Consider the following 19,012-nt stretch of genomic DNA (forward strand, 5'->3'; position numbering starts at 1 on the left):
CTTACGCCTCCTCGGCCATGAAGGTTTCGGGTGTGATTTCAATGCCCGCGGCGATCAACTCGTCGGCGCAGCGAGGGCGTATACCCGTCGGGATGAATTCGCCGATGATTTCACCATCTTCGGTCTTGCCCGTCTTTCGGAAGACAAAGATGTCCTGCAATGTGATGACATCTCCTTCCATCCCGGTCAGTTCCGAAATGCTGATGATGCGGCGTTTGCCGTCCGCAAGACGTGCCAGCTGGATAACAAAATGCAGACCAGAGGCGATCTGGGAGCGGATCGCACTAAGCGGCAGGTCCATTCCGATCATCGAGACCATCTGTTCGACGCGGCCAAGCGCGTCCCGTGCCGAATTGGCGTGCACCGTCGTCATTGAGCCGTCATGCCCGGTGTTCATGGCCTGAAGCATGTCGAATGACTCCGAGCCGCGAACCTCGCCCACGATGATCCTGTCGGGCCGCATGCGGAGCGCGTTGCGCACGAGATCGCGCTGGTTGACCACGCCTGTGCCCGAAGGGTTCGCAGGCCGGGTTTCAAGGCGCACAACATGTTCCTGTTGCAACTGTAGTTCCGCGGCATCCTCGATCGTGACAATACGCGTGTTCGGATCGATACCGGACGACATCGCGTTCAACATGGTTGTCTTGCCTGAACCGGTCCCGCCCGAGATCAGTATATTTTTTCGGGCCTCGACCAGTCCTTGCAGGAATTTCGAGGCATTTCCGGTGACTGTGCCGATTTCGATCATGCGCTCCATGGTCAGCGGCTTGCGTGCAAATTTCCGGATTGAGACCGACGGGCCGTCGATGGCGCAGGGCCGGACAATAGCATTCACACGGCTACCATCTTCGAGGCGCGCATCGACCCAGGGGTTGCTTTCGTCCACGCGACGCCCAATACGCGATACGATCTTGTCGATGATACGCATCAGATGTTTTTCATTGCGGAAGCGAATACGTGTTTTTTCCAGAACGCCGAAACGCTCGACAAAAACATTGGTGTGACCATTCACAAGGATATCGTTGACAGTGGGATCGGCCAGTAGTGGCTCCAGCGGCCCGAGTCCCAGCACCTCGTGCATCAACTCATCCACGATCCGCTTGAATTCATCCGTGCGCGTGGGTTTGTTTTCGGCTGTCAGAACCTCACCAACCAGCGTGGCAACTTCCCGGCGCAATTCCTGCGGTTCAACCTTTTCGATTACCGAAAAATTCAGGCGATCCAGCAGCGCTTCGTGCAGTCGGCTTTTCAGCTCCAGAAATTCAACCAGTTCGCGTTCTTCCTGGGTTTGCCGCTCGGCCAGCGCGTCGGCTTCCAGCTGGTCATTGTTCAGAACAATGACGTTGTCATCGGGCGAAGCCGCGGCACTTGTCTTGGTAAAACTCTTAAACATTTGGCTTTGTTCCTCGGATTATTGTTTGGCTGCAGCGTGGCCGTCAGCAAGGCCGGTGGTGACCGTGCGTGCCAGACGGGCGATGCTTTTTGTGAGTGGTGAATTGCGTGAAACCTGCGACAGCGGCACACCGCGGTCGACCGCCTCTTTCGCCGCCTTGCGATGAAACGGCACCCAATGCTGTAACGGACGCTCCAACACTTTGGCGGCCTCGCTGTGGTGACGGCCTTTGACAAGCGGCTTCGCTTCGTGATTGACAACGATTTCGATCGGAAGCGTCAGATTGTCTTCGGTATAAAAATCGATCAGCCTGCGCGCTTGATGAATTGCGGGTACCGAACTGTCGGTGACCAGCAACATCAGGTCGCTGCTTTCCAATACCGGCGCGATCCATTCAACCAGCGCGCGTGGCAGGTTGAGGACAACAAAGTCATATTCGCGGCGGAACGTGTGCAGAAGTTTTTCAACCTGCTTGTTTTTCAGAGAATCCAACGGTGCAATCTGCGACGGACCGGCCAGAACCGACAGGCCCGAGGGCATTTTCTCGATTGACTGGGCGACAAAGGTGGCATCGGGTTCGATGCCTTCCATTGCCATCTGAAACAACGCCTCGTTCCGGCGAATGTCCAGAAATCCGCTGACGGCGCCAAATTGCAGATCCAGATCGACCAGGGCCACAGTTTGCGTGTTCGATTTTTTCATCCAACCGGTCTTGCCCAAAAGTTGGTCGGCGAGATTGACCGCCAGCATCGTCGCGCCGATACCGCCCCGCGCCTGGGCCACTGTGATCACCTTGCCACCAGGCCCGGGGGTGCCTGCATCCGATTCTGCGGCGCCGATTGATGGCCGCGACCATTGTTCGATTTTCTGCGTCAGTTCATCGGGCGAGATTGTGTCTGCGACCACGTCGTTGACGCCCGAGCGTGTCAGCCGCTGCACATCCGCCAGGGTCATATTGCCGTCGGACAGCGCCAGAATAACGGCGTCGTCTGAATTGCTCTTGCGCAGCGCTTCGATGGCCGCGATATCGTTGTCGGTGGCGGTTTCGGTCTGAAAGATGACCAGATCATGCGCTGCAGCAAGCTTGGTTGCGCGACCGTTCATTTCAGACAGCGTGGACTTGCATTCGCTGAACTTATACGCCGCATTGGCTTTCAGCATTTGGCTGAGTTCGGCGGTTTTCTTCGTGTCCTGCGTAATCAGAACAATCGAGGTAGGATCGCTTTTCATCGTAATTTCCTTCCCATTGTCTCAGCCGTTATTGCCCATGGCCAGATCCTCACCCGGCATCGAGACACTCATGGCCGGAAAGATGACATCTGCGCCCAGCCCGGGAGGTGCGTTACCCCCCGCTAGCGCCGCAAGGTTGCCGAGTGGCGACACAAAGTTGAAATCAAGGTTCTGCACTTCGATCGTCACGACCGGAACGTAAGGCCCGCCCAGAAAGCCGAGATTGCTGTCATAATCATAGCGGAACGACAAATTCGCGATGGTGGCATCGTTTGGAAATGCACCCTGCACCATTGTCCAGATTTCACTTGCCGTCTGGTTCGCCGCACTTCCCGAACAGGTGATTGTGCCCGGATTGGCACATATATTCGCGCCAGCACTGCAGGATGATCCAAAGTCAGGCGGCGGCGTCACCGTCGTTGTGCCGCGCGCATTGAAAACCGGAACACCGGGGCAGGCAGGCGGGCGAACCGTGGCCAGCCGCGCCGCATTATACATTGCCTTTTCGACCGTCACGTAGTGAAACGCCATGCGGCCAAAGTCGATCATCCCGAAAAACAACAGCAGGAAAATCGGTAAGACAAACGCCATTTCCACCAGGGTCGCGCCGTCTTCGTTCTGCCGGAACCGGCGAAAAACGGCCGTAGGAAACCCGATATTGAACAAATTTATACTCATGATCCGTACACCTTGTTCTGGTCAGAAATCGCCGTGTTTACCGTGCCCAGGTTTTGCCCGTTCAGGGTGAATATGCCGGCGAAAGGAAACTGTATCGTCATCGTGGCCGTCACGGTGACAATTGGTGCCGGCGATACCCGGTAAACTCCGGCAACGCAGTTCAGGCTGGGGGTGACAGAATTCACCGATATCTGGCTCGGCAGGAACGAGTTGCCGCTGATCGTATTGCGAACGATCGTTTCAACATTGGGTTTGTACGACGCAACCGATCCACCTGCGGTACAGATGTCACCCGGCGCGACCCGCGCCAGATATCGCGCGGCATCGCGAACGCCGGCATTCACGCTTTGATAAGACCACATCAAGCGCCCGCCTTCGATGATCACCGCAAACAGAAGCAGCATCATCGGCAGCATGATGGCGAATTCCACAAGGGCAACACCCGACGTGTCCCAAAGGAAACCTTGGATGAATTTGCGGGAGAATGGGTTTTTCATCATGCTCACCGGTACAACTGCACAACGTCTTTGAAGACGCCGCCGCTGCCCCCGGCGCCCTGCCCTCCTGCGCTGCCGATAACTTCGCCCCAGATATCCAGTGTCGGCGGCGAGGTACCATCATCGCCAACGGGCTCGGTCAGGAAGATTTTAACGAATTCCTTGACCGGAACGTTGGTCGCCGAACCTTTGATGCTGTTGGCCGCGCAATCGATGCCTGCCGCAATCACAACCCGCCGATCAGGGTCAGCAGACTGATTGGATGAACATTGTGGGCGCCCGGTTTCAGCGAGGCCGGACAGAATGTCACCTGTGCCTGCGGCTGCGATCTCGGCCTTGTAATATTGATACCGCGTAGTTGCCCCTGGATGAGGGTCGGTACCGGCATAATTGGTATTGACGTAAGTCACTCGTCCGCCACTCCAGTTGCCATCGCCAAATCGCGCACAGGATCCGCTGCCAAAACAATCATCGCGCGGCATGCCGACCGTATCGGGTGAGATTTGTTCGTTCTGACCAATGCAAGTCCCGCCACCCTGCGGAACAATTCCCTTGATCACGTTGGGGGCTGGGGCATAATCGGGATCGTTTTTCTTACCCTGCTGGGTCGATTTGTAGATGTCGAACCGGATGTTAAAGATCGCGTCTTCGATCCCGACCTTCTGACCCGGCTCCATATCGACACCGCGCTGATCAAAGCATTGGGTGATTACGTCAATCGCCCCCAACAGACAGGCATCCAGCTGCACCCCAGAAAGGCCAGCACAAGGTCCGCTTTGATCTACCTTCACGTTGTTCGGATCAAGAAATCCAAAATCACCCGGTCCCCACGCGGCACCGTTGCCCCCGGCACGCAGGCGAACCATATCGCCGATATTATTATCTGCGTTGAACGACGAATTGGGTATGCAGAACATCAGCGGCGTTACATCACAAGCAAACTGCGTAAATCCGGCCACGGCCGATGCGCCTGCCTGATTATCTGGTCCCGGCACGCCCATCAGTGCGGAAAACGCCGCGGCGAAGGTCAGATTGACGGTGCTGGGGGTTGTTGTCACCCGAACATATCGCGCCTCTGCCGGGTCATTTGTGACCGCCGTGATGGCAGAGGTATCGCTGGCCGGAAGGCTGGACAGAAAGGTCAGCGTATAGTCCGCGGCCCCCTGCAGGGTCGCGTTGCCTGACCCATAGGTCTTGTTGTCGGAAATCATGTTGGCCGCCGCCGCCGTTGCACGGGTAATCGCATCCGCGCGTCCATCCAGCTCTCCGGCGGATGCAAGGGCGACACTGTCTGCGAAAGATTGCAGTTCGGTCCGTGTCACCGCGATACGCCCCATGTCAAATGACAACGCAACGATCCCCAGAATGACCGCGAAGGACACGCCCCAGAAGACCAGCATCGCGCCGCATTCGTCTGACTTGAATTTGCTTATGAGGCGTTTGGTTTTCATCGATTTGCTCCGGAAATTGACTGAGGATCAGTTGATTTCTGTGAACGTGACTTCAACACCGCGGCGCACTTTGATCGTTGTCGAAGGCGCCTGATCAGGCACGGGCGACAGCTCTCGCATGACATCGCTCAGCTTGACTGCCTCAAGTGGTTCGTCATTTGACGCATCAACCGTCCGCAGCGCCAGGCTGAGTGTTCCGGCCTTCTGCGCAAGTGCCAGCTTCTGACCATCCTCAGGCAGAACTTCGACCGTCACGGTACGGGCAACCTCGGGCGCATCCGAGTTCTCATCGGCGTCCTGATCCACACCGATCACGCGCGTGTTCTGAAGGATCGTGACCGTCCGCAGACTTTCATCCCGGCCCTGGGTCAACAAAACATCAACATGGTCACCCGGCGTGACAAAGCCTCCAACCGCGGTGACCGCATTGACTTTGATTGCCATAGCCCGGTGGTTGTGGCTCAGCGATTGGACAATTGTGACCTTCTCGCCAAAGTCGGAAATCTTGGAAATCAGGATTGGTTCGCCCTGGCTGATTGCCCGGCGTGCGCGGCGCGGCGGTTGCCCGGCTTGTGGTATCAACTCGTTAAAGTCGGTCACCGATCCGCTGGGTGCTGCCTTGACCGGCCAGGCCACCGTTGTCAGCAGATGGGATTCGATCGTCTGGCCTAGTGCGATGTCGCGGCCAGCGACGATGACGTCCACCAAAACCTCTTCCTGCGAGGGTGCGGCATGCGCATATTTGCTTTCAAGAAACTCCCGCGCCATATAGGCAGAGCCGCCCGCGACTGCGAGACCGGCCACAAATGTAAAGAGTGAACTAAGTCGCATTTAGAGTTTCCTTTTCTGAATAAGAACAGAATGGTTGAAGGGCGGTGGTTACGGCATCAGGGCGGCTGCGGCATTAATCGCGCCGGTGATGTTTCCGCCAAGTGCCGTCAGCGCAACGGTGCCAACCAACAGCGCCAATGACAGTGCGATCCCGTATTCGACAAGGGTGACACCGCTTTCGTCAACAACGAGATTCTTGAAAATTTGAGGAACAATGAATTTCATGTCAGGCACCCGAGATAGTGTTGGGAGGAAACCTGCTGTGACCAATTTGTGTGACCACAGCAGATTTTGATACGTCGATCTGAAGATCGTCGAGGCGTGCCTTAACCGCCGCCACCACCCTGCGGCATTTGCGCACCAGCGGCACCCATCGAACCACTGATGTTAGTAGCAAGGCCAGTCAGGGCCACAGTGCCAACCGTGATCGCAAGCGCGATAGCGATACCGTATTCGACCAGTGTCACGCCTGATTCATCGCGACCAAAGCGTGCGAATGGTTTTTTGAGAAAATCCTTCATTATGGACTCCTGTTTGTATTGACTTGCCGAGGAACACGGCAATTTTTGAAACTGCCACCCGATACTGAATTCCGGCAGCAATGTGTCACGATACGCTCAGGATTTTCCCTTCCACATCCGCCAGGCGGATGAATTTCTCACCTTTAGGTTGTTTTTTCAGATGATTTGCGGCGGAATTAGGGCACGCGCGCTGATCAGCATACGGCGGAACCTCACAGATCACCCAGCTAAGCGTATTCTCTTACTATCGAGTGAATATCGTGAAATTATGAACGCTGCCCCGCGGAATACGTCTTTGCGTGGATCGGTGTTGCCCCAACACGCGGCATGCACGGCGCTCGGAGACTTTGAACTGGCTGCGAACATGATCGATACAGGCACGGCGACGAGCGGGGCTTAGAAGTTTCCCCGTGCAGCTTCATTCAGGATGAGCTTGTCCAGCGTCAAGTCTGATACGGCGCGTCTTAGCCGTTCATTTTCCTTCTGAAGCCGCTTCAGTTCTTTCAGTTGATCTACACCCATTCCGCCCGTCGCCATTGTCGCTCGGACCAATGGCGCAACAAGGCTCCGTGCTTGCGCCAGCGGTAATAGGTTTGTTCGACAACCCCAATCTGCCTGATTGCATCCAGACGGGGCATGCCTTGCCCCATCAGAACTTCAACCTGCCGTAGCTTCGAGACAATCTCTTCCGGCTTCGGTCTTCTGTTCGCCATTTCTGATCCTCCGTTTCCTAATCTTAACGATGGACCCATTCAAATGGGGAGGCTCAGGCAGTTCTTCGCCCGCAAATGCTATCGATTGCATCTACTCGGTAGGTGCTGAAGTAAGACAGGCTGTCACCTCTTTCACTTTGCTCTGAAGGCTATTTTGGTGTTTGCATGGCAACTGATATGAAACCCACCACAAAGCGCTATTATAGCGGAACGCAACGCGTCGTGTCCCACAAGCAGACAGTGCAGGCCGCCAGCCCACACTTGAAGAACATGGGCATCACACGTGTTGCCAATGTGACCGGGCTGGACCGGATTGGCATTCCGGTGATCAACGCATTCCGCCCAAATTCGCGGTCCCTTTCGGTATCGCAAGGAAGGGGGCTTGATCTCATGGCGGCCAAGGCCTCTGCCATCATGGAAGCCATTGAAAGCTTTCATGCCGAAGAGGTCGCACTTGAACATGTCGAAAGCAGCTATGCGGATTTGGCGCGGCAGACCCGTGTCATCGATATCGGCGGGCTCGCCTTCCTTGACGGGACGAGGTTTGACCCACGAAAGCCAATCTTCTGGGTCAAAGGCCGTGACCTGATCTCTGACACGGCGGTATGGTTGCCGTCTGAGCTTGTACAGTTTGTCCGCGACCTGTAAATTTGGAAAACCAATCTCGCTGCAGCATGTTTGAATGGCTGGTTTTCACGCCGCGAAGCGGCGCCGAGAATGATGCGGACGCGGCGATTTTCGTGCTGCGAGCGCGCGCAGCACGAAATCAGCATGTCGGCTGTGGGCTCTTTCTCGGATTTCGCCGCCTACGTCCTGAACATCGGCTCATAGACATCCAACGGCAGCGCACCGTCCGAGCCACTGTAAAATCATGGTTTTGGCGAGATTGGCAAATGGCCGGTCTCGTTCAGCCTGCCGCAATGGCATTGCCGCATGGGCATCAGGCCGTTCAGAGCCCAAATCTACCGATGCTGCATCGCGCTCGAATGGGCGTGATGAGCACAGAGCGGTCATCCTCTGGTGGGGTGACTCCTCCGATCGCCTCTTGAGAAGATTCGTGCAGCCACCCGCATGCGCAATTGATAGAGCCATTCACCGGAGACGCCTTCTTTGGCGGGAAAACTGCCGAGACTGAGCTCAACTTCAATATGCAACTGGTTAGAATTTGTACATGATCCAAAAAATTTTTCAGTTCTTTTGCGCATAGACCTGCCGATACAACTCGAGTGTCCAATCCGGTGAAACGTCGGCTCAAACAGCGGCCCCTGCTGACGGGCGTGCGGTCGCAAATCGGAACATTCAGGGAGAACGAACATGACTCTTATCAAAGGCGGCCTTCTCGATCGCCGCGGATTCTTGAAAACCACTGCAGCGACAGTTGCTGCCGCGTCGTTGCCATTAGGTGCGGCCCGAGCCGCGCCCAAACGAGGTGGTCATTTGCGGGTTGGCCTTGGGCATGGCCAGACAACCGACACGCTGAACCCCGGCCTGTATGATTCTGGCTTTATGATTGCGTGGACACATGCTGTGCATGGCCGTCTGACCCAAGTCGGTCCTGACGGTTCACTTACGCCAGAACTGGCGGAAAGCTGGGAAGCATCAGAGGACGCCGCAGAATGGCGTTTCAAGATCCGCAAGGGCGTTCAGTTCCACGATGGGCAAGAGCTTACCGTTCAGGACGTTGTCAATTCGATCAACTTCCACCGTGGCGAAGGCTCGACCTCGGCGGCAGCGCCGCTCGTCGAGCCGGTACGGGATATCACTATCGAGGGCGACGACACCGTTGTCTTCAAACTGAGCGGTGGCAATGCCGACTTCCCATTCCTTCTCACTGATTACCACCTGCCGATCTGCAAAGCAGATGGCGACTCGATTGACTGGCAGTCGGGAAATGGCTGCGGAACGTATAAGAGTGCCTCCATCGACTTAGGCGTTTCGGCCAATTTGGAGCGGCATGAAAACCACTGGCGCGATGACGTGGCTTTCTTCGATTCCGTCGAATTTCTGGCGCTGATCGACCTGAACGCCCGGACCACGGCGCTTGTTTCGGGCGATGTAGATGTGATTGACCGGGTAGATTTGAAAACTGCCGGGCTTTTGGGGCGCAAGCCGGGTGTCAATGTCCACTCAATCTCGGGCAAGGCGCATTACTCGATCCCGATGGATGTGCGCCGGGCGCCTTATGACGACAACAATGTCCGCCAAGCTCTGAAATACGGCGTCAACCGTCAAGAGATGGTGGACAAGATCCTGTTCGGCTTCGGCTCGATTGGCAACGATCATCCGGTCGGTGCTGGCGAACAGTACTTCAACTCTGAACTCGAGCAGAAACAATACGATCCAGATAAGGCCAAGTGGTATTTGCAGCAGTCCGGCATAGACAATTTGCAGGTGAATTTGTCGGCTGCGGACGCGGCCTTTGGCGGTGCGGTGGACGCTGCGGTGCTTTTCCAGGCCTCGGCCAAGGCGGCTAGTATCGATATCAACGTGATCCGTGAACCGAATGACGGCTACTGGTCTGATGTCTGGATGAAAAAGGAATTTACTTTCTCATACTGGGCCGGCCGTCCGGTTCCGGACCAAATGTTCTCGACGGCCTATCAGTGCGGCGCGTCCTGGAACGAGAGTTTCTGGTGCAACGAGCGGTTTGACGACCTCTTGATCCAGGCGCGTGCCGAACTCGACAATGCCAAGCGCCGCGAGATGTATTGGGAAATGCAGGAAATCTGCGCGACCGATGGTGGCGCGATCATTCCAATGTTCAACGACTGGGTTTTTGCAGTCAACGACAAGTTGGGTCTGCCCGAAGTCATGGGATCTGACTGGGATCTCGACGGCAACCGCTTCATGGAGCGCTGGTGGTTCGCCTAACCTCATGAAAACCGGGGTGTCGGTGGACCCGACACCCTAATCCCAATTCAAAATGCTTTACAGTCAGGCCCGAAATAGCCGCATGGTTGGGTCGGCCTCGATCTGTTCGAACAGCCAGTCAACAAACGTGTCGAGCTTCGGGTTGGGTGCACGTTCTTTTTGCGTCGCCAGATACCAGCGGCCTGGCTCCGGCACCGAAATGTCGAACGGTCTGACCAGGCGCCCCCTCTCAAGATCACGCGCGCAAAATGGTGCCCTCGCGACGCTGATCCCGTGATTGTTCAGAACAGCCTCACGGACCAGCGGGTAATTGTCGAAAATCGAGCCAAATTTCATAGTGCCGCGGTCCAAGCCTGCCGCATCCAACCAACAATCCCAGTCATCCGGCTCATTCCATGTGTTTGGGATACTCAGCAGCAAGAAATTGCTTAGCTCTTCCAGCGGCATTCCACCGTTTGAGGAATTCAAGGCCTCTGGCGCGCAAACCGGGTAGATATCCGTTTCGAACAATGGGCTGTAATCAAATCTCTTGTCAAACGGTGGCGCGTTGAACACGCCAACATCGAACCGGTGCATATCATAATCACCGTCTTCAAAAGTAGAGACAATGCGCACGCGCGTATCCGGATTATCCTGAAGAAATTCAGCCAATCTGGGCTGGAGCCACATCGTATTGAAACTTGCGTAGGACTGAACGAGCAACACGTCCGGTTCCTCAGGTGTCTGGATGCGCCGCGTGGCTTTGACAATACCCTGAATATGTTCGCGGATCGGCGGGTAATATTGCTCTCCGGCCGGTGTCAGTTCGACCGAACGACTTGTGCGTTCCAGCAGTTTGACACCGATTGATGTTTCCAGCGCTTTGACCTGGTGGCTGACTGCCGCATGCGTCACACAAATCTCGTCAGCTGCCTTGCGGAAGCTCCTATGGCGCGCCACTGCCTCAAACGCGCGTAGCGAAACCAATGTTGGCATTTGGGTCTTCACCGGTTGGCCACCTCGATGATTGCAGTCTGCTCATCACTGAGCGGGGATAACCGACGACAGAATCGGGAATTCCTGAGTCTTCATAGATTTTCTCATAGCTTTTCAGCTGGTCACACGCAATTCTCAGCGCTTTGGCATTGGTTAGAAAATCTTGATGAAGGGAAAATTCTTTCAATTCTTCAACTGGGTGAGAAATGCCAGACTGGCAAGTAAAGAAGCTCAGGGATTCCGCCTTTATGCCATCAATAACGCCTTCGACAAACGCATATGGCTATCCGTTGCTGATCAAACACTTGTTAACCAGATCGAACATTGCGTCCGTTTGCCAGGAAATCGTCAGCGGCACCGAAATGCGGCTGAGCTACGCGGAGTTGGGCAAACGCGTGCGCCAACTTGCCAATTCTCTAAAGGCCAGTGAGATACATGAGGGCATGCGCGTCGGTGTCATGGATTGGGATACGCACCGTTATCTTGAGTGTTTTTTTGCGATCCCGATGATGGGCGCGTCCCTTTTCACGATCAACGTCCGTCTATCTCCTGCCCAGGTTCTTTATACAATCAACCATGGGCAGCCGGACCTGATCATCGTGCATCAGGACTTCATGCCGCTCGTTGAGGATATCAAATCGGGCTTCGATCGGGACATCATAATCATGCCGATTGGAGACGGTGAAGGGTATGAAAAGTGGATAGGCGAGACCCCAGACAGCTTTGACTTCCCTGACTTCGATGAAAACCAAACCGCAACCCTGTTTTATACGACCGGGACAACCGGCAATCCCAAAGGGGTGAGTTATTCACATCGGCAGTTGGTCCTTCACACCTTGGGCCTGATCGCCGGCTTTGGTGCGTGGCCCGGAAACGCCGGGTTTCATCGCGGCGACGTTTACATGCCTCTGACGCCCTTGTTTCACGTCCACGGCTGGGGGTTTCCCTATGCCGCAACGATGCTGGGGCTGCGTCAGGTCTATCCCGGTCGATATGACCCTGACACAATCTTGGGATTGGTTGCAGCCGAAGGCGTCACCTTTTCCCATTGCGTTCCCACGGTTCTGTCAATGGTGCTTGACCATCCGGGCTGCCCGCAAACTGACCTGAGCCAATGGAAGGTCATCATTGGCGGGGCCGCTTTGCCGCGCAGTCTGCAGGACCGGGCGGCGGCGGCAGGCATATCCTTGCATGCGGCATATGGTATGTCCGAGACCTGTCCGTTTCTGACGGTGGCCGATTTGTCCAGCGACGATCCAGAGGTGCAGGCGCAAACCGGCTTCTCCGGCCCTCTTGTTGACCTTCGCGTTGTGACACCGGATATGAAAGACGTCCCGCATGACGGCGAAACTACCGGTGAAGTTGTTGCTCGGGCTCCCTGGTTGACACAAGGCTATCTGGATAACGCGCAAGCCTCTGATGAGCTTTGGGACGGTGGGTATCTTCATACCGGAGATGTTGGGTATGTCCGCGAGAATGGGTCTTTGCAGATTACGGATCGCCTCAAGGATGTGATCAAGACCGGCGGCGAATGGATTTCCTCGCTGGCACTGGAAAACATAGCATCGTCTTGCAGCGGCGTTGAGGACGTCGCAGCAATCGGGCTGCCGCACGCGAAATGGGGCGAAAGGCCAGTGTTGGTCGCTCAAGCCGCAAAGGATGCCGATCCGGATCTTGTGCGCTTGAGAGTCATTGAAGAAATCCAGTCGCGTGTCGGTGCAGGCGAGATCTCAAAATGGGCGGTTCCAGACGAGATAGTCTTTGTCGACCGCCTACCTAAAACCAGCGTCGGCAAGCTCGACAAGAAACTCGTGCGGAAAGATATTTCAACGCGCTCGGACTTTAAATCATGACAGACAAGCAACGCCGTATTCAGGCGCTTATCGGGTCCATTGTCACCTATCTGCAGGCTCACAGAGCTGCCACGCGCGGCGTTGACCTGACGTTGGACAAGCTGGCAGCCATGGACCTGAAGGGTGAGAGGCTCATTGATTTACCTCCCCAAGGAACCCGGCACGATGAGGTTCTGAAGAACGCCATCGCCGGGATTGTCGCCCCCGAATTGCAGGAAATCGCAGGTTGTCTGAAAGCGGCCAAGGATGATCTGATCTGGCGCGAAGACAACGCCCAATTCTATCCCCCTGGTGCCGAATTGGGCGAGGGATACACAAAGTGTAACCTACATACTCTGCTGATTGGGCCAGACGCATGTGGACATCACCATCCCGATTTCAACCTTGGCATTTTCATGCTGGGTCCAAGGACGCTGTATCGCGACCACAACCACGACGCGCCAGAGCTGTACCTGAACCTGTCCGAGAAATCTGGTTGGCGGTTTGGCACCCGTGACTGGCAGGATTATCCGGCTGGATCACTTATCTGGAACGCGGCGGGCGATCCCCACGCCACCCGGGTCTATGACCAGCCATTCATCTCCGTCTTTGTCTGGCTCGAGAACGTGCATTCACCCTGCAATGTGATCCATTTCGACGACTGGGCCGAGGTCGAACAGGATCTTTCCAAACAGCCTGATTGAGGTTTCCGAACATGATTTCCATTAAACACACCGAGGGTGTCGTTTTCATTGAGCTGAATGCCCCACCGGTGAACGCTCTTGGCCTGAAGATGCGGCAGGCGCTTTCCTCGGCCATCCACGAGTTGGACGCCGATGAACAGGTCAAAGCTATCGTTCTATGCTCGGCTCTGCCGCTCTTCTGCGGCGGCGCTGACATCGTCGAGTTCCGTACCGGGGCAGTTTGGGACAAGCCGGACCTGCCAGACCTGTGTGAAACGATTGAAACCAGCAAAAAACCCATTATCGCCGCGATAGCAGGCCCTGCGATGGGGGGTGCGCTGGAGATCGCGCTTGCCTGTGATTACCGTGTCGCCACGCCGAATGCCGTGATGGGCCTACCTGAGATCAAACTGGGGCTGCTGCCAGGCGCCGGGGGCACCCAGCGACTACCCCGGATTGCCGGGCTGGAAGCGGCAACGCGAATGATCCTGTCGGGGGATTCTGTGAAGGGCGAATATGCCCTGTCTTGCGGGCTGGTCGACGCACTGTTTGAGAACGACGAGGATTTTCGCACGCATGTTTTGGGTTTTGCCACCCGTGTCAGCCATGAGGGCGATCCGAAACGCAGTTGCGCGGATATGACCGTCACACACCCTGATCCAAAGGGATTTCTCGCGGGTTTCCGAGATCAGATTGCACCAAAGTCCAAGAACCTTGTCGCCCCTGAACGATGTTTGGTATCCATCGAGGCCGCATGCGAACTGCCGCTGGCCGAGGGGTTGGCACAAGAGAAGGCAGGTTTCGCCGAACTGCTCGACACACCGCAGTCGCGCGCCGGGCGGCATCTGTTCTTTGCAGAACGTGAATGCACCAAGGTTCCGGGTGTCACTCGTGCTGACCGACCACGTGACATTTCATCGGTCGCCGTGATCGGCGCAGGAACAATGGGGCGCGGCATTGCCATCGCCTTTCTGCAGGCGGGGTATCCGGTCACGCTTCTTGAAACTACGCAAGGCGCGCTCGAACTGGGGCTGGAAAAGGTCCGGGAGCATTTCCAGCGCGCGACCCAAAAAGGGCGGCTCAGTGCCGATCGGGCAGAGGCAATCGCCGCCAACGCCACCGGTACGCTCAGCTACGGCGACCTTGCAGAGGCCGACCTGATCATTGAAGCGGCGTTTGAAAGCATGGATGTCAAACGCCAGATTTTTGAAGCCCTGGACCGACACGCAAAGCCTGGCGCGATACTGGCCTCGAACACATCGACATTGGATCTTGATAAAATCGCCGCAGTCACGTCACGCCCGGAGGATGTGATTGGTCTCCATTTCTTCAGTCCGGCGAATGTCATGCGCTTACTGGAGGTGGTGCGCGGCGCCAAGACCGCTCCCGATGTCATTGCGACGGCAATCACAGTCGCAAAGAAGATCCGAAAGCTCCCTGTCACGGTTGGCGTCTGCTACGGTTTTGTTGGAAACCGGATGCTAGAGCCATACTTCCGCGAAGGGTCCCGTCTGCTTCTTGAGGGGGCGACGCCGAAACAGGTGGATGCCGTCCTGGAGAACTTCGGCATGGCCATGGGTATTCACGCAATGGCGGATCTGGCCGGTGTCGATGTGGGCGCACGCGTGCGTCAGGAACGGCGTAGTGAAATCGCACATGACCCGACATACCAGGCTGTGCAGGACAGGTTGTTTGAACTGGGCCGACTGGGTCAGAAAACCGGGCGTGGAAGCTATGTCTACGAGGGGCGGACACGGGTCGAAGACCCTGAGATAGTTCAAATCAGTTCCGAGCTGGCGGACTTGCATGGCGTGAAGCGCAGGGAAATCGACGATCAGGAAATCCTTGAGCGTTGTCTGTTCCCCCTGATCAACGAGGGCTTCTTGATCCTTGAAGAGGGCATTGCAACGCGCCCGGGTGATTGCGACCTGATCTGGGTCAATGGCTATGGCTTTCCAAACTGGCGCGGCGGCCCAATGCAATATGCCGACGAGATTGGATTAAGCCAGATTTTGGAACGCATGACCCACTATCAGCAGTCGCTTGGTACCTATGGCGAGATGTGGTTCACGCCTGCGCCTTTGCTGGAACAACTTGCAACCTCGGGTGTGACACTTGCCGCACATTTTGATGCCAAAAAGGAAAAATCATGAGAGAAGCCGTTATCGTCTCAACCGCACGAACCCCTATTGGGGTGGCCTTCAAAGGTGCGTTAAACAACATCAAATCCCCCACCATGATGGGGCACGCCATTCAGCGCGCGGTTGAACGTGCAGGTGTGGACCCCGGTTCGATCGAAGATGTCGTCATCGGATCGGTCCTGACTGCGGGAACCGCAGGCATGAATGTCGCCCGTTTGTCGGCGCTGGCGGCGGGCCTTCCCAATACGGTGGCAGGACAGACGATCGACAGGCAATGCTCCTCCGGGTTGATGGCCATTGCGACGGCTGCAAAGCAGGTCATTGTGGATGGTCAGAATGTCGCCGTGGCAGGCGGGCAGGAAAATATTTCCGCCATTCAGAATGCCTATCTGAAATGGGCGGGCGATGAGAAAGATCCAAACGTTATCGCGAGGTCCGAGCATGCCTACATGCCGATGCTGATGACGGCGGAAAATGTGGCCCGGACCTATGGGATCAGCCGCGAGGTGCAGGATGAATACGCCGCACTTTCCCAAGGCCGGACCGCCCGGGCTCAGGCCGCTGGCGCCTTTGATGACGAGATCGTCCCGATCACAGCGATTAAGCGGGTCAAGAACCGCGAAACCGGAGAGGAAACCCTGGAAGAAGTGACCTTGTCAAAAGACGAAGGCAACAGGCCGGGTACGACGGCCGAAACACTTGGCCAGCTGAATCCGGTTGTCGAAGGAGGCGTGATTACTGCCGGAAACGCAAGCCAGCTTTCTGACGGTGCCGCGGCTTGTGTGCTCATGGAAGGCAAAATGGCTGAGCAGCGGGGCCTCACACCGCTAGGTATCTATCGCGGCATGGCTGTTGCAGGAAACGCACCGGAAGAGATGGGGGTCGGCCCGATCTTTGCAATTCCAAAGCTGCTGAAGAATGCAGGTCTTCGCATCGAAGACATCGGCCTTTGGGAGCTTAACGAAGCCTTTGCCTGCCAGGTTCTCTATTGCCGCGACCACCTTGGGATCGATCCCGAAATCTACAACGTGAACGGCGGTGCCATATCGATTGGCCATCCCTATGGTATGACAGGCGCGAGACAAGTCGGGCACGCTCTGCTTGAGGGGAGGCGTCGTGGCGTAAAATACGTGGTGACCTCTATGTGTGTTGGCGGAGGCATGGGGGCCGCAGCGTTGTTCGAAGTCGCCTGACCCTGCTGAAATGAATTCAGACCAAGAGTTACCTGGCTGCGACATTGACAACCTGGCATCTGTGAAAGTCTTTTTGTTCCCACGCCGCGTTTTATGTCGGGCGCAATGTGCAAATAGCAGCCGTTTGAGAACTCGCAGCGAAAGTCTGAAAGGTCCGCGACCTGTAAATTCCCACCTCAAAAAATGCTGCGCTATGCGCGAATGGCCGGAATCGCCGCCGCGCCGCAACATGAGAATTTGCGCGTATGCAAAAAAATCTGCGCAGGGTGCACGTGCAGCAAGATTTTGACACTTCCGCTCAGGGCTCATACCAGACATTCGACGTTTTCAGTTGGCCATTTCATCGCCAAACGACAGCAATGCGGACAAAGTTGCCATTCGGGACGATGAGAGCAAATAGAGCTGACTTCAGATTACTTTCCACCGCCGTGTTCTTCGAGCCAATCACGGGCTTCACCAAGTTTACGATAAAGGTCTTTGGCAAAACCTAGCTCGGACTCTCCGAAAAGCGCCGGAACGCCTGCGGACTGAGGATCGATAATCACAATAGCGCCGTTTGGTTGTACGATGAACTGAAGGTCATTGATAATGAACTCTTCCTTGCTTTCAAGAATCTGTTTGAGATCACTGAGAAGTTTAGCAATCACGGCCTTATCTGGCGTGGCACCTTTCCCTTCCTCTGCGGCCATCATGGCTCTCATTGTATTCACAAGTCCAAATTCCGATGTCGGAGGCGAATTACCTAAAGCGGCTTGTTGCAGCAAATAGCCAACTAGGTCGGTGTTATCGACCTTGGTATCCACGAATACGCCCTTCACCTCATCCATCGCTATACCAAGAGTGCGCTTTCCTCCAAAATCTACCTGTATGATTTCTGGTGATGCCGTTGTGAAACCATGCTCAGCGATCCGATGAAGCATGGTGACTTCGGAAAGCGCGTCTGCGTCACTTCCGCTTTTGAACACCGCCAAGAGTCGCCCGTCTGGAAGATGGAATATTTCTTTGAATTGACTGCTTTTGAATTTCTTCAGTTTCGCTGTCGAAACCACATCTTTACCAGAATCCTGCTTCTCAACTGTCGCATCGAGATTTGAAAGAATATCGAAGCCAGCGGCACTGTGGGCAAGCCAGTACGTGCGCGGCTCTCGTCGGCCAGCTTCGGCTAGTACAGTCTCACGATCCGCAAATTTGATATCATCTTCATTGACGACATCATACCACATCAATCCTTCGGAATTCGCATGCCAACGGACGCCGGTAATGGCCTGATTCCACACAAAGCCGCCCTTAGTTGCAATCCAACGGGGTTGGATCACCGGATGAGGTGTGCTCTTGGAGATCAGGTGGTTTCTAGCGCCTTGTATTGTCGCAGACGCGTCTGCATTTCGCTGCAGAGCTTTCAGTTGTCGAACTGCACTACTGTCTTCAGCTTTCATCTGAAGGTTTGCCAGATTGGGTTCTTCCAGGCCCTGCGCAATGTCTGTACGTTCGTTTGACTTAACACGACGCTGCAATTGGTTTGTCGCCTGGGCGGATTTGGCGGTAGCACTGAGCAAATGTTTCGGCATCCGACATCTCCTATTGGACAATAGCGCTCTGACCTGAGCGAGATCACTCAAGTGAATTATCTCGCTTGGGTTGTTTGCAGGTGTAAGCCCAATCATATCTATTTCCGAGCAAATTCCGTACTGACTCAGCGGACAATTCGTGCAAATTTATCCTTTGTCCGCAGAGCAGCTGGCAAGGCTGTCGAATAACGGCTTTTCCAGTGAAGTTGAATCAGATGAACCATCAATCGCATATCAGCTAAGAAGGTCTGCCAGAACGGCGTTGAAATCCTCACCCGCTTCAGCCCGGGCAATAAGCTCCATCAGCCCGGTGCGACCGACTTGATGTTCAATGCTTTCGACTTCAGCGGCAGCGGCTCCGTAGGCGCGGCGAACACCAACTTCGCGATAGGCTTTGCCCCAGTGCCAAGTCCTCTTCGCACTAAGCACGCGCTT

17 protein-coding genes and 1 pseudogene are annotated in these 19,012 nt (G+C 55.6%); 6 read left to right on the forward strand and 12 right to left on the reverse strand.

The window, feature by feature from the left end:
• Window position 1 precedes the first annotated feature (1 nt).
• From LC334_RS21120 to LC334_RS21160, 9 genes and pseudogenes are all read right to left on the reverse strand, one after another.
• A complete protein-coding gene (locus LC334_RS21120) occupies window positions 2–1,393 on the reverse strand; it encodes a CpaF family protein (RefSeq protein ID WP_085802359.1) in 1,392 nt (463 codons plus the stop codon).
• An 18-nt stretch (window positions 1,394–1,411) separates the two neighbouring features.
• Window positions 1,412–2,623, reverse strand: coding sequence for an AAA family ATPase (locus tag LC334_RS21125; protein WP_085802360.1), 1,212 nt, complete (start codon window positions 2,621–2,623; stop codon window positions 1,412–1,414).
• Between the two features lie 21 nt (window positions 2,624–2,644).
• Window positions 2,645–3,301 carry a TadE/TadG family type IV pilus assembly protein gene (locus LC334_RS21130; RefSeq protein ID WP_085802361.1) on the reverse strand — a complete coding sequence of 219 codons (657 nt, stop codon included), beginning with the start codon at window positions 3,299–3,301 and terminating at the stop codon, window positions 2,645–2,647.
• Window positions 3,298–3,798 (reverse strand): TadE/TadG family type IV pilus assembly protein, encoded by a 501-nt coding sequence (locus LC334_RS21135; protein ID WP_223413111.1) that lies wholly within the window; start codon window positions 3,796–3,798, stop codon window positions 3,298–3,300. The genes LC334_RS21130 and LC334_RS21135 overlap by 4 nt, the downstream gene beginning before the upstream one ends.
• A 5-nt stretch (window positions 3,799–3,803) precedes the next feature.
• Window positions 3,804–5,249: a Tad domain-containing protein gene (locus LC334_RS21140; RefSeq protein WP_085802363.1), complete on the reverse strand. Its 1,446-nt coding sequence runs from the start codon at window positions 5,247–5,249 to the stop codon at window positions 3,804–3,806.
• A gap of 27 nt (window positions 5,250–5,276) precedes the next feature.
• Window positions 5,277–6,080 carry a Flp pilus assembly protein CpaB gene (gene cpaB, locus LC334_RS21145; protein WP_085802364.1) on the reverse strand — a complete coding sequence of 268 codons (804 nt, stop codon included), beginning with the start codon at window positions 6,078–6,080 and terminating at the stop codon, window positions 5,277–5,279.
• Window positions 6,081–6,128: 48 nt separating this feature from the next.
• Entirely contained in the window at window positions 6,129–6,305 is a 177-nt protein-coding gene (locus LC334_RS21150; protein WP_139836544.1) for a Flp family type IVb pilin, read from the reverse strand.
• A gap of 101 nt (window positions 6,306–6,406) precedes the next feature.
• Window positions 6,407–6,601 (reverse strand): Flp family type IVb pilin, encoded by a 195-nt coding sequence (locus LC334_RS21155; RefSeq protein WP_085802365.1) that lies wholly within the window; start codon window positions 6,599–6,601, stop codon window positions 6,407–6,409.
• Window positions 6,602–6,878: 277 nt separating this feature from the next.
• Window positions 6,879–7,314: pseudogene (locus tag LC334_RS21160) on the reverse strand (transposase); the annotation flags it as partial.
• Between the two features lie 177 nt (window positions 7,315–7,491).
• Between LC334_RS21160 and LC334_RS21165 the strand changes: the two are divergent.
• Window positions 7,492–7,962: a YcaO-like family protein gene (locus tag LC334_RS21165; RefSeq protein ID WP_176237788.1), complete on the forward strand. Its 471-nt coding sequence runs from the start codon at window positions 7,492–7,494 to the stop codon at window positions 7,960–7,962.
• A gap of 666 nt (window positions 7,963–8,628) precedes the next feature.
• On the forward strand, window positions 8,629–10,185 hold the full coding sequence (locus LC334_RS21170; protein WP_085802367.1) for an ABC transporter substrate-binding protein: 1,557 nt from the start codon (window positions 8,629–8,631) through the stop codon (window positions 10,183–10,185).
• A 63-nt stretch (window positions 10,186–10,248) separates the two neighbouring features.
• Here the strand turns inward: LC334_RS21170 and LC334_RS21175 are convergent, their stop codons facing one another.
• Entirely contained in the window at window positions 10,249–11,160 is a 912-nt protein-coding gene (locus tag LC334_RS21175; RefSeq protein ID WP_176237789.1) for a LysR substrate-binding domain-containing protein, read from the reverse strand.
• 248 nt (window positions 11,161–11,408) lie between these two features.
• Here LC334_RS21175 and LC334_RS21180 point away from each other — a divergent pair, with 248 nt between their 5' ends.
• The 4 genes from LC334_RS21180 to LC334_RS21195 are packed head-to-tail and all read left to right on the forward strand — an operon-like array spanning window position 11,409 to window position 17,009.
• Window positions 11,409–13,013 (forward strand): fatty acid--CoA ligase, encoded by a 1,605-nt coding sequence (locus tag LC334_RS21180; RefSeq protein ID WP_085802369.1) that lies wholly within the window; start codon window positions 11,409–11,411, stop codon window positions 13,011–13,013.
• Window positions 13,010–13,696, forward strand: a complete 687-nt coding sequence (locus tag LC334_RS21185) for a dimethylsulfonioproprionate lyase family protein (protein WP_085802370.1) — start codon at window positions 13,010–13,012, stop codon at window positions 13,694–13,696. The genes LC334_RS21180 and LC334_RS21185 overlap by 4 nt, the downstream gene beginning before the upstream one ends.
• Window positions 13,697–13,707: 11 nt before the next feature.
• Window positions 13,708–15,828 (forward strand): 3-hydroxyacyl-CoA dehydrogenase NAD-binding domain-containing protein, encoded by a 2,121-nt coding sequence (locus LC334_RS21190; RefSeq protein ID WP_085802371.1) that lies wholly within the window; start codon window positions 13,708–13,710, stop codon window positions 15,826–15,828.
• Window positions 15,825–17,009 (forward strand): acetyl-CoA C-acyltransferase, encoded by a 1,185-nt coding sequence (locus LC334_RS21195; protein WP_085802372.1) that lies wholly within the window; start codon window positions 15,825–15,827, stop codon window positions 17,007–17,009. Before LC334_RS21190 ends, LC334_RS21195 begins: the two co-directional genes overlap by 4 nt.
• Before the next feature lie 413 nt (window positions 17,010–17,422).
• Here the strand turns inward: LC334_RS21195 and LC334_RS21200 are convergent, their stop codons facing one another.
• Window positions 17,423–18,577, reverse strand: coding sequence for a hypothetical protein (locus tag LC334_RS21200; protein WP_085802373.1), 1,155 nt, complete (start codon window positions 18,575–18,577; stop codon window positions 17,423–17,425).
• Window positions 18,578–18,811: 234 nt separating this feature from the next.
• On the reverse strand, window positions 18,812–19,012 hold a 201-nt coding region (locus tag LC334_RS21205), incomplete at its 5' end, for a hypothetical protein (protein ID WP_223413112.1).

The sequence above is a fragment of the Roseovarius aestuarii genome, from assembly GCF_019966515.1.
In the GTDB taxonomy this organism is placed as follows: domain Bacteria; phylum Pseudomonadota; class Alphaproteobacteria; order Rhodobacterales; family Rhodobacteraceae; genus Roseovarius; species Roseovarius aestuarii.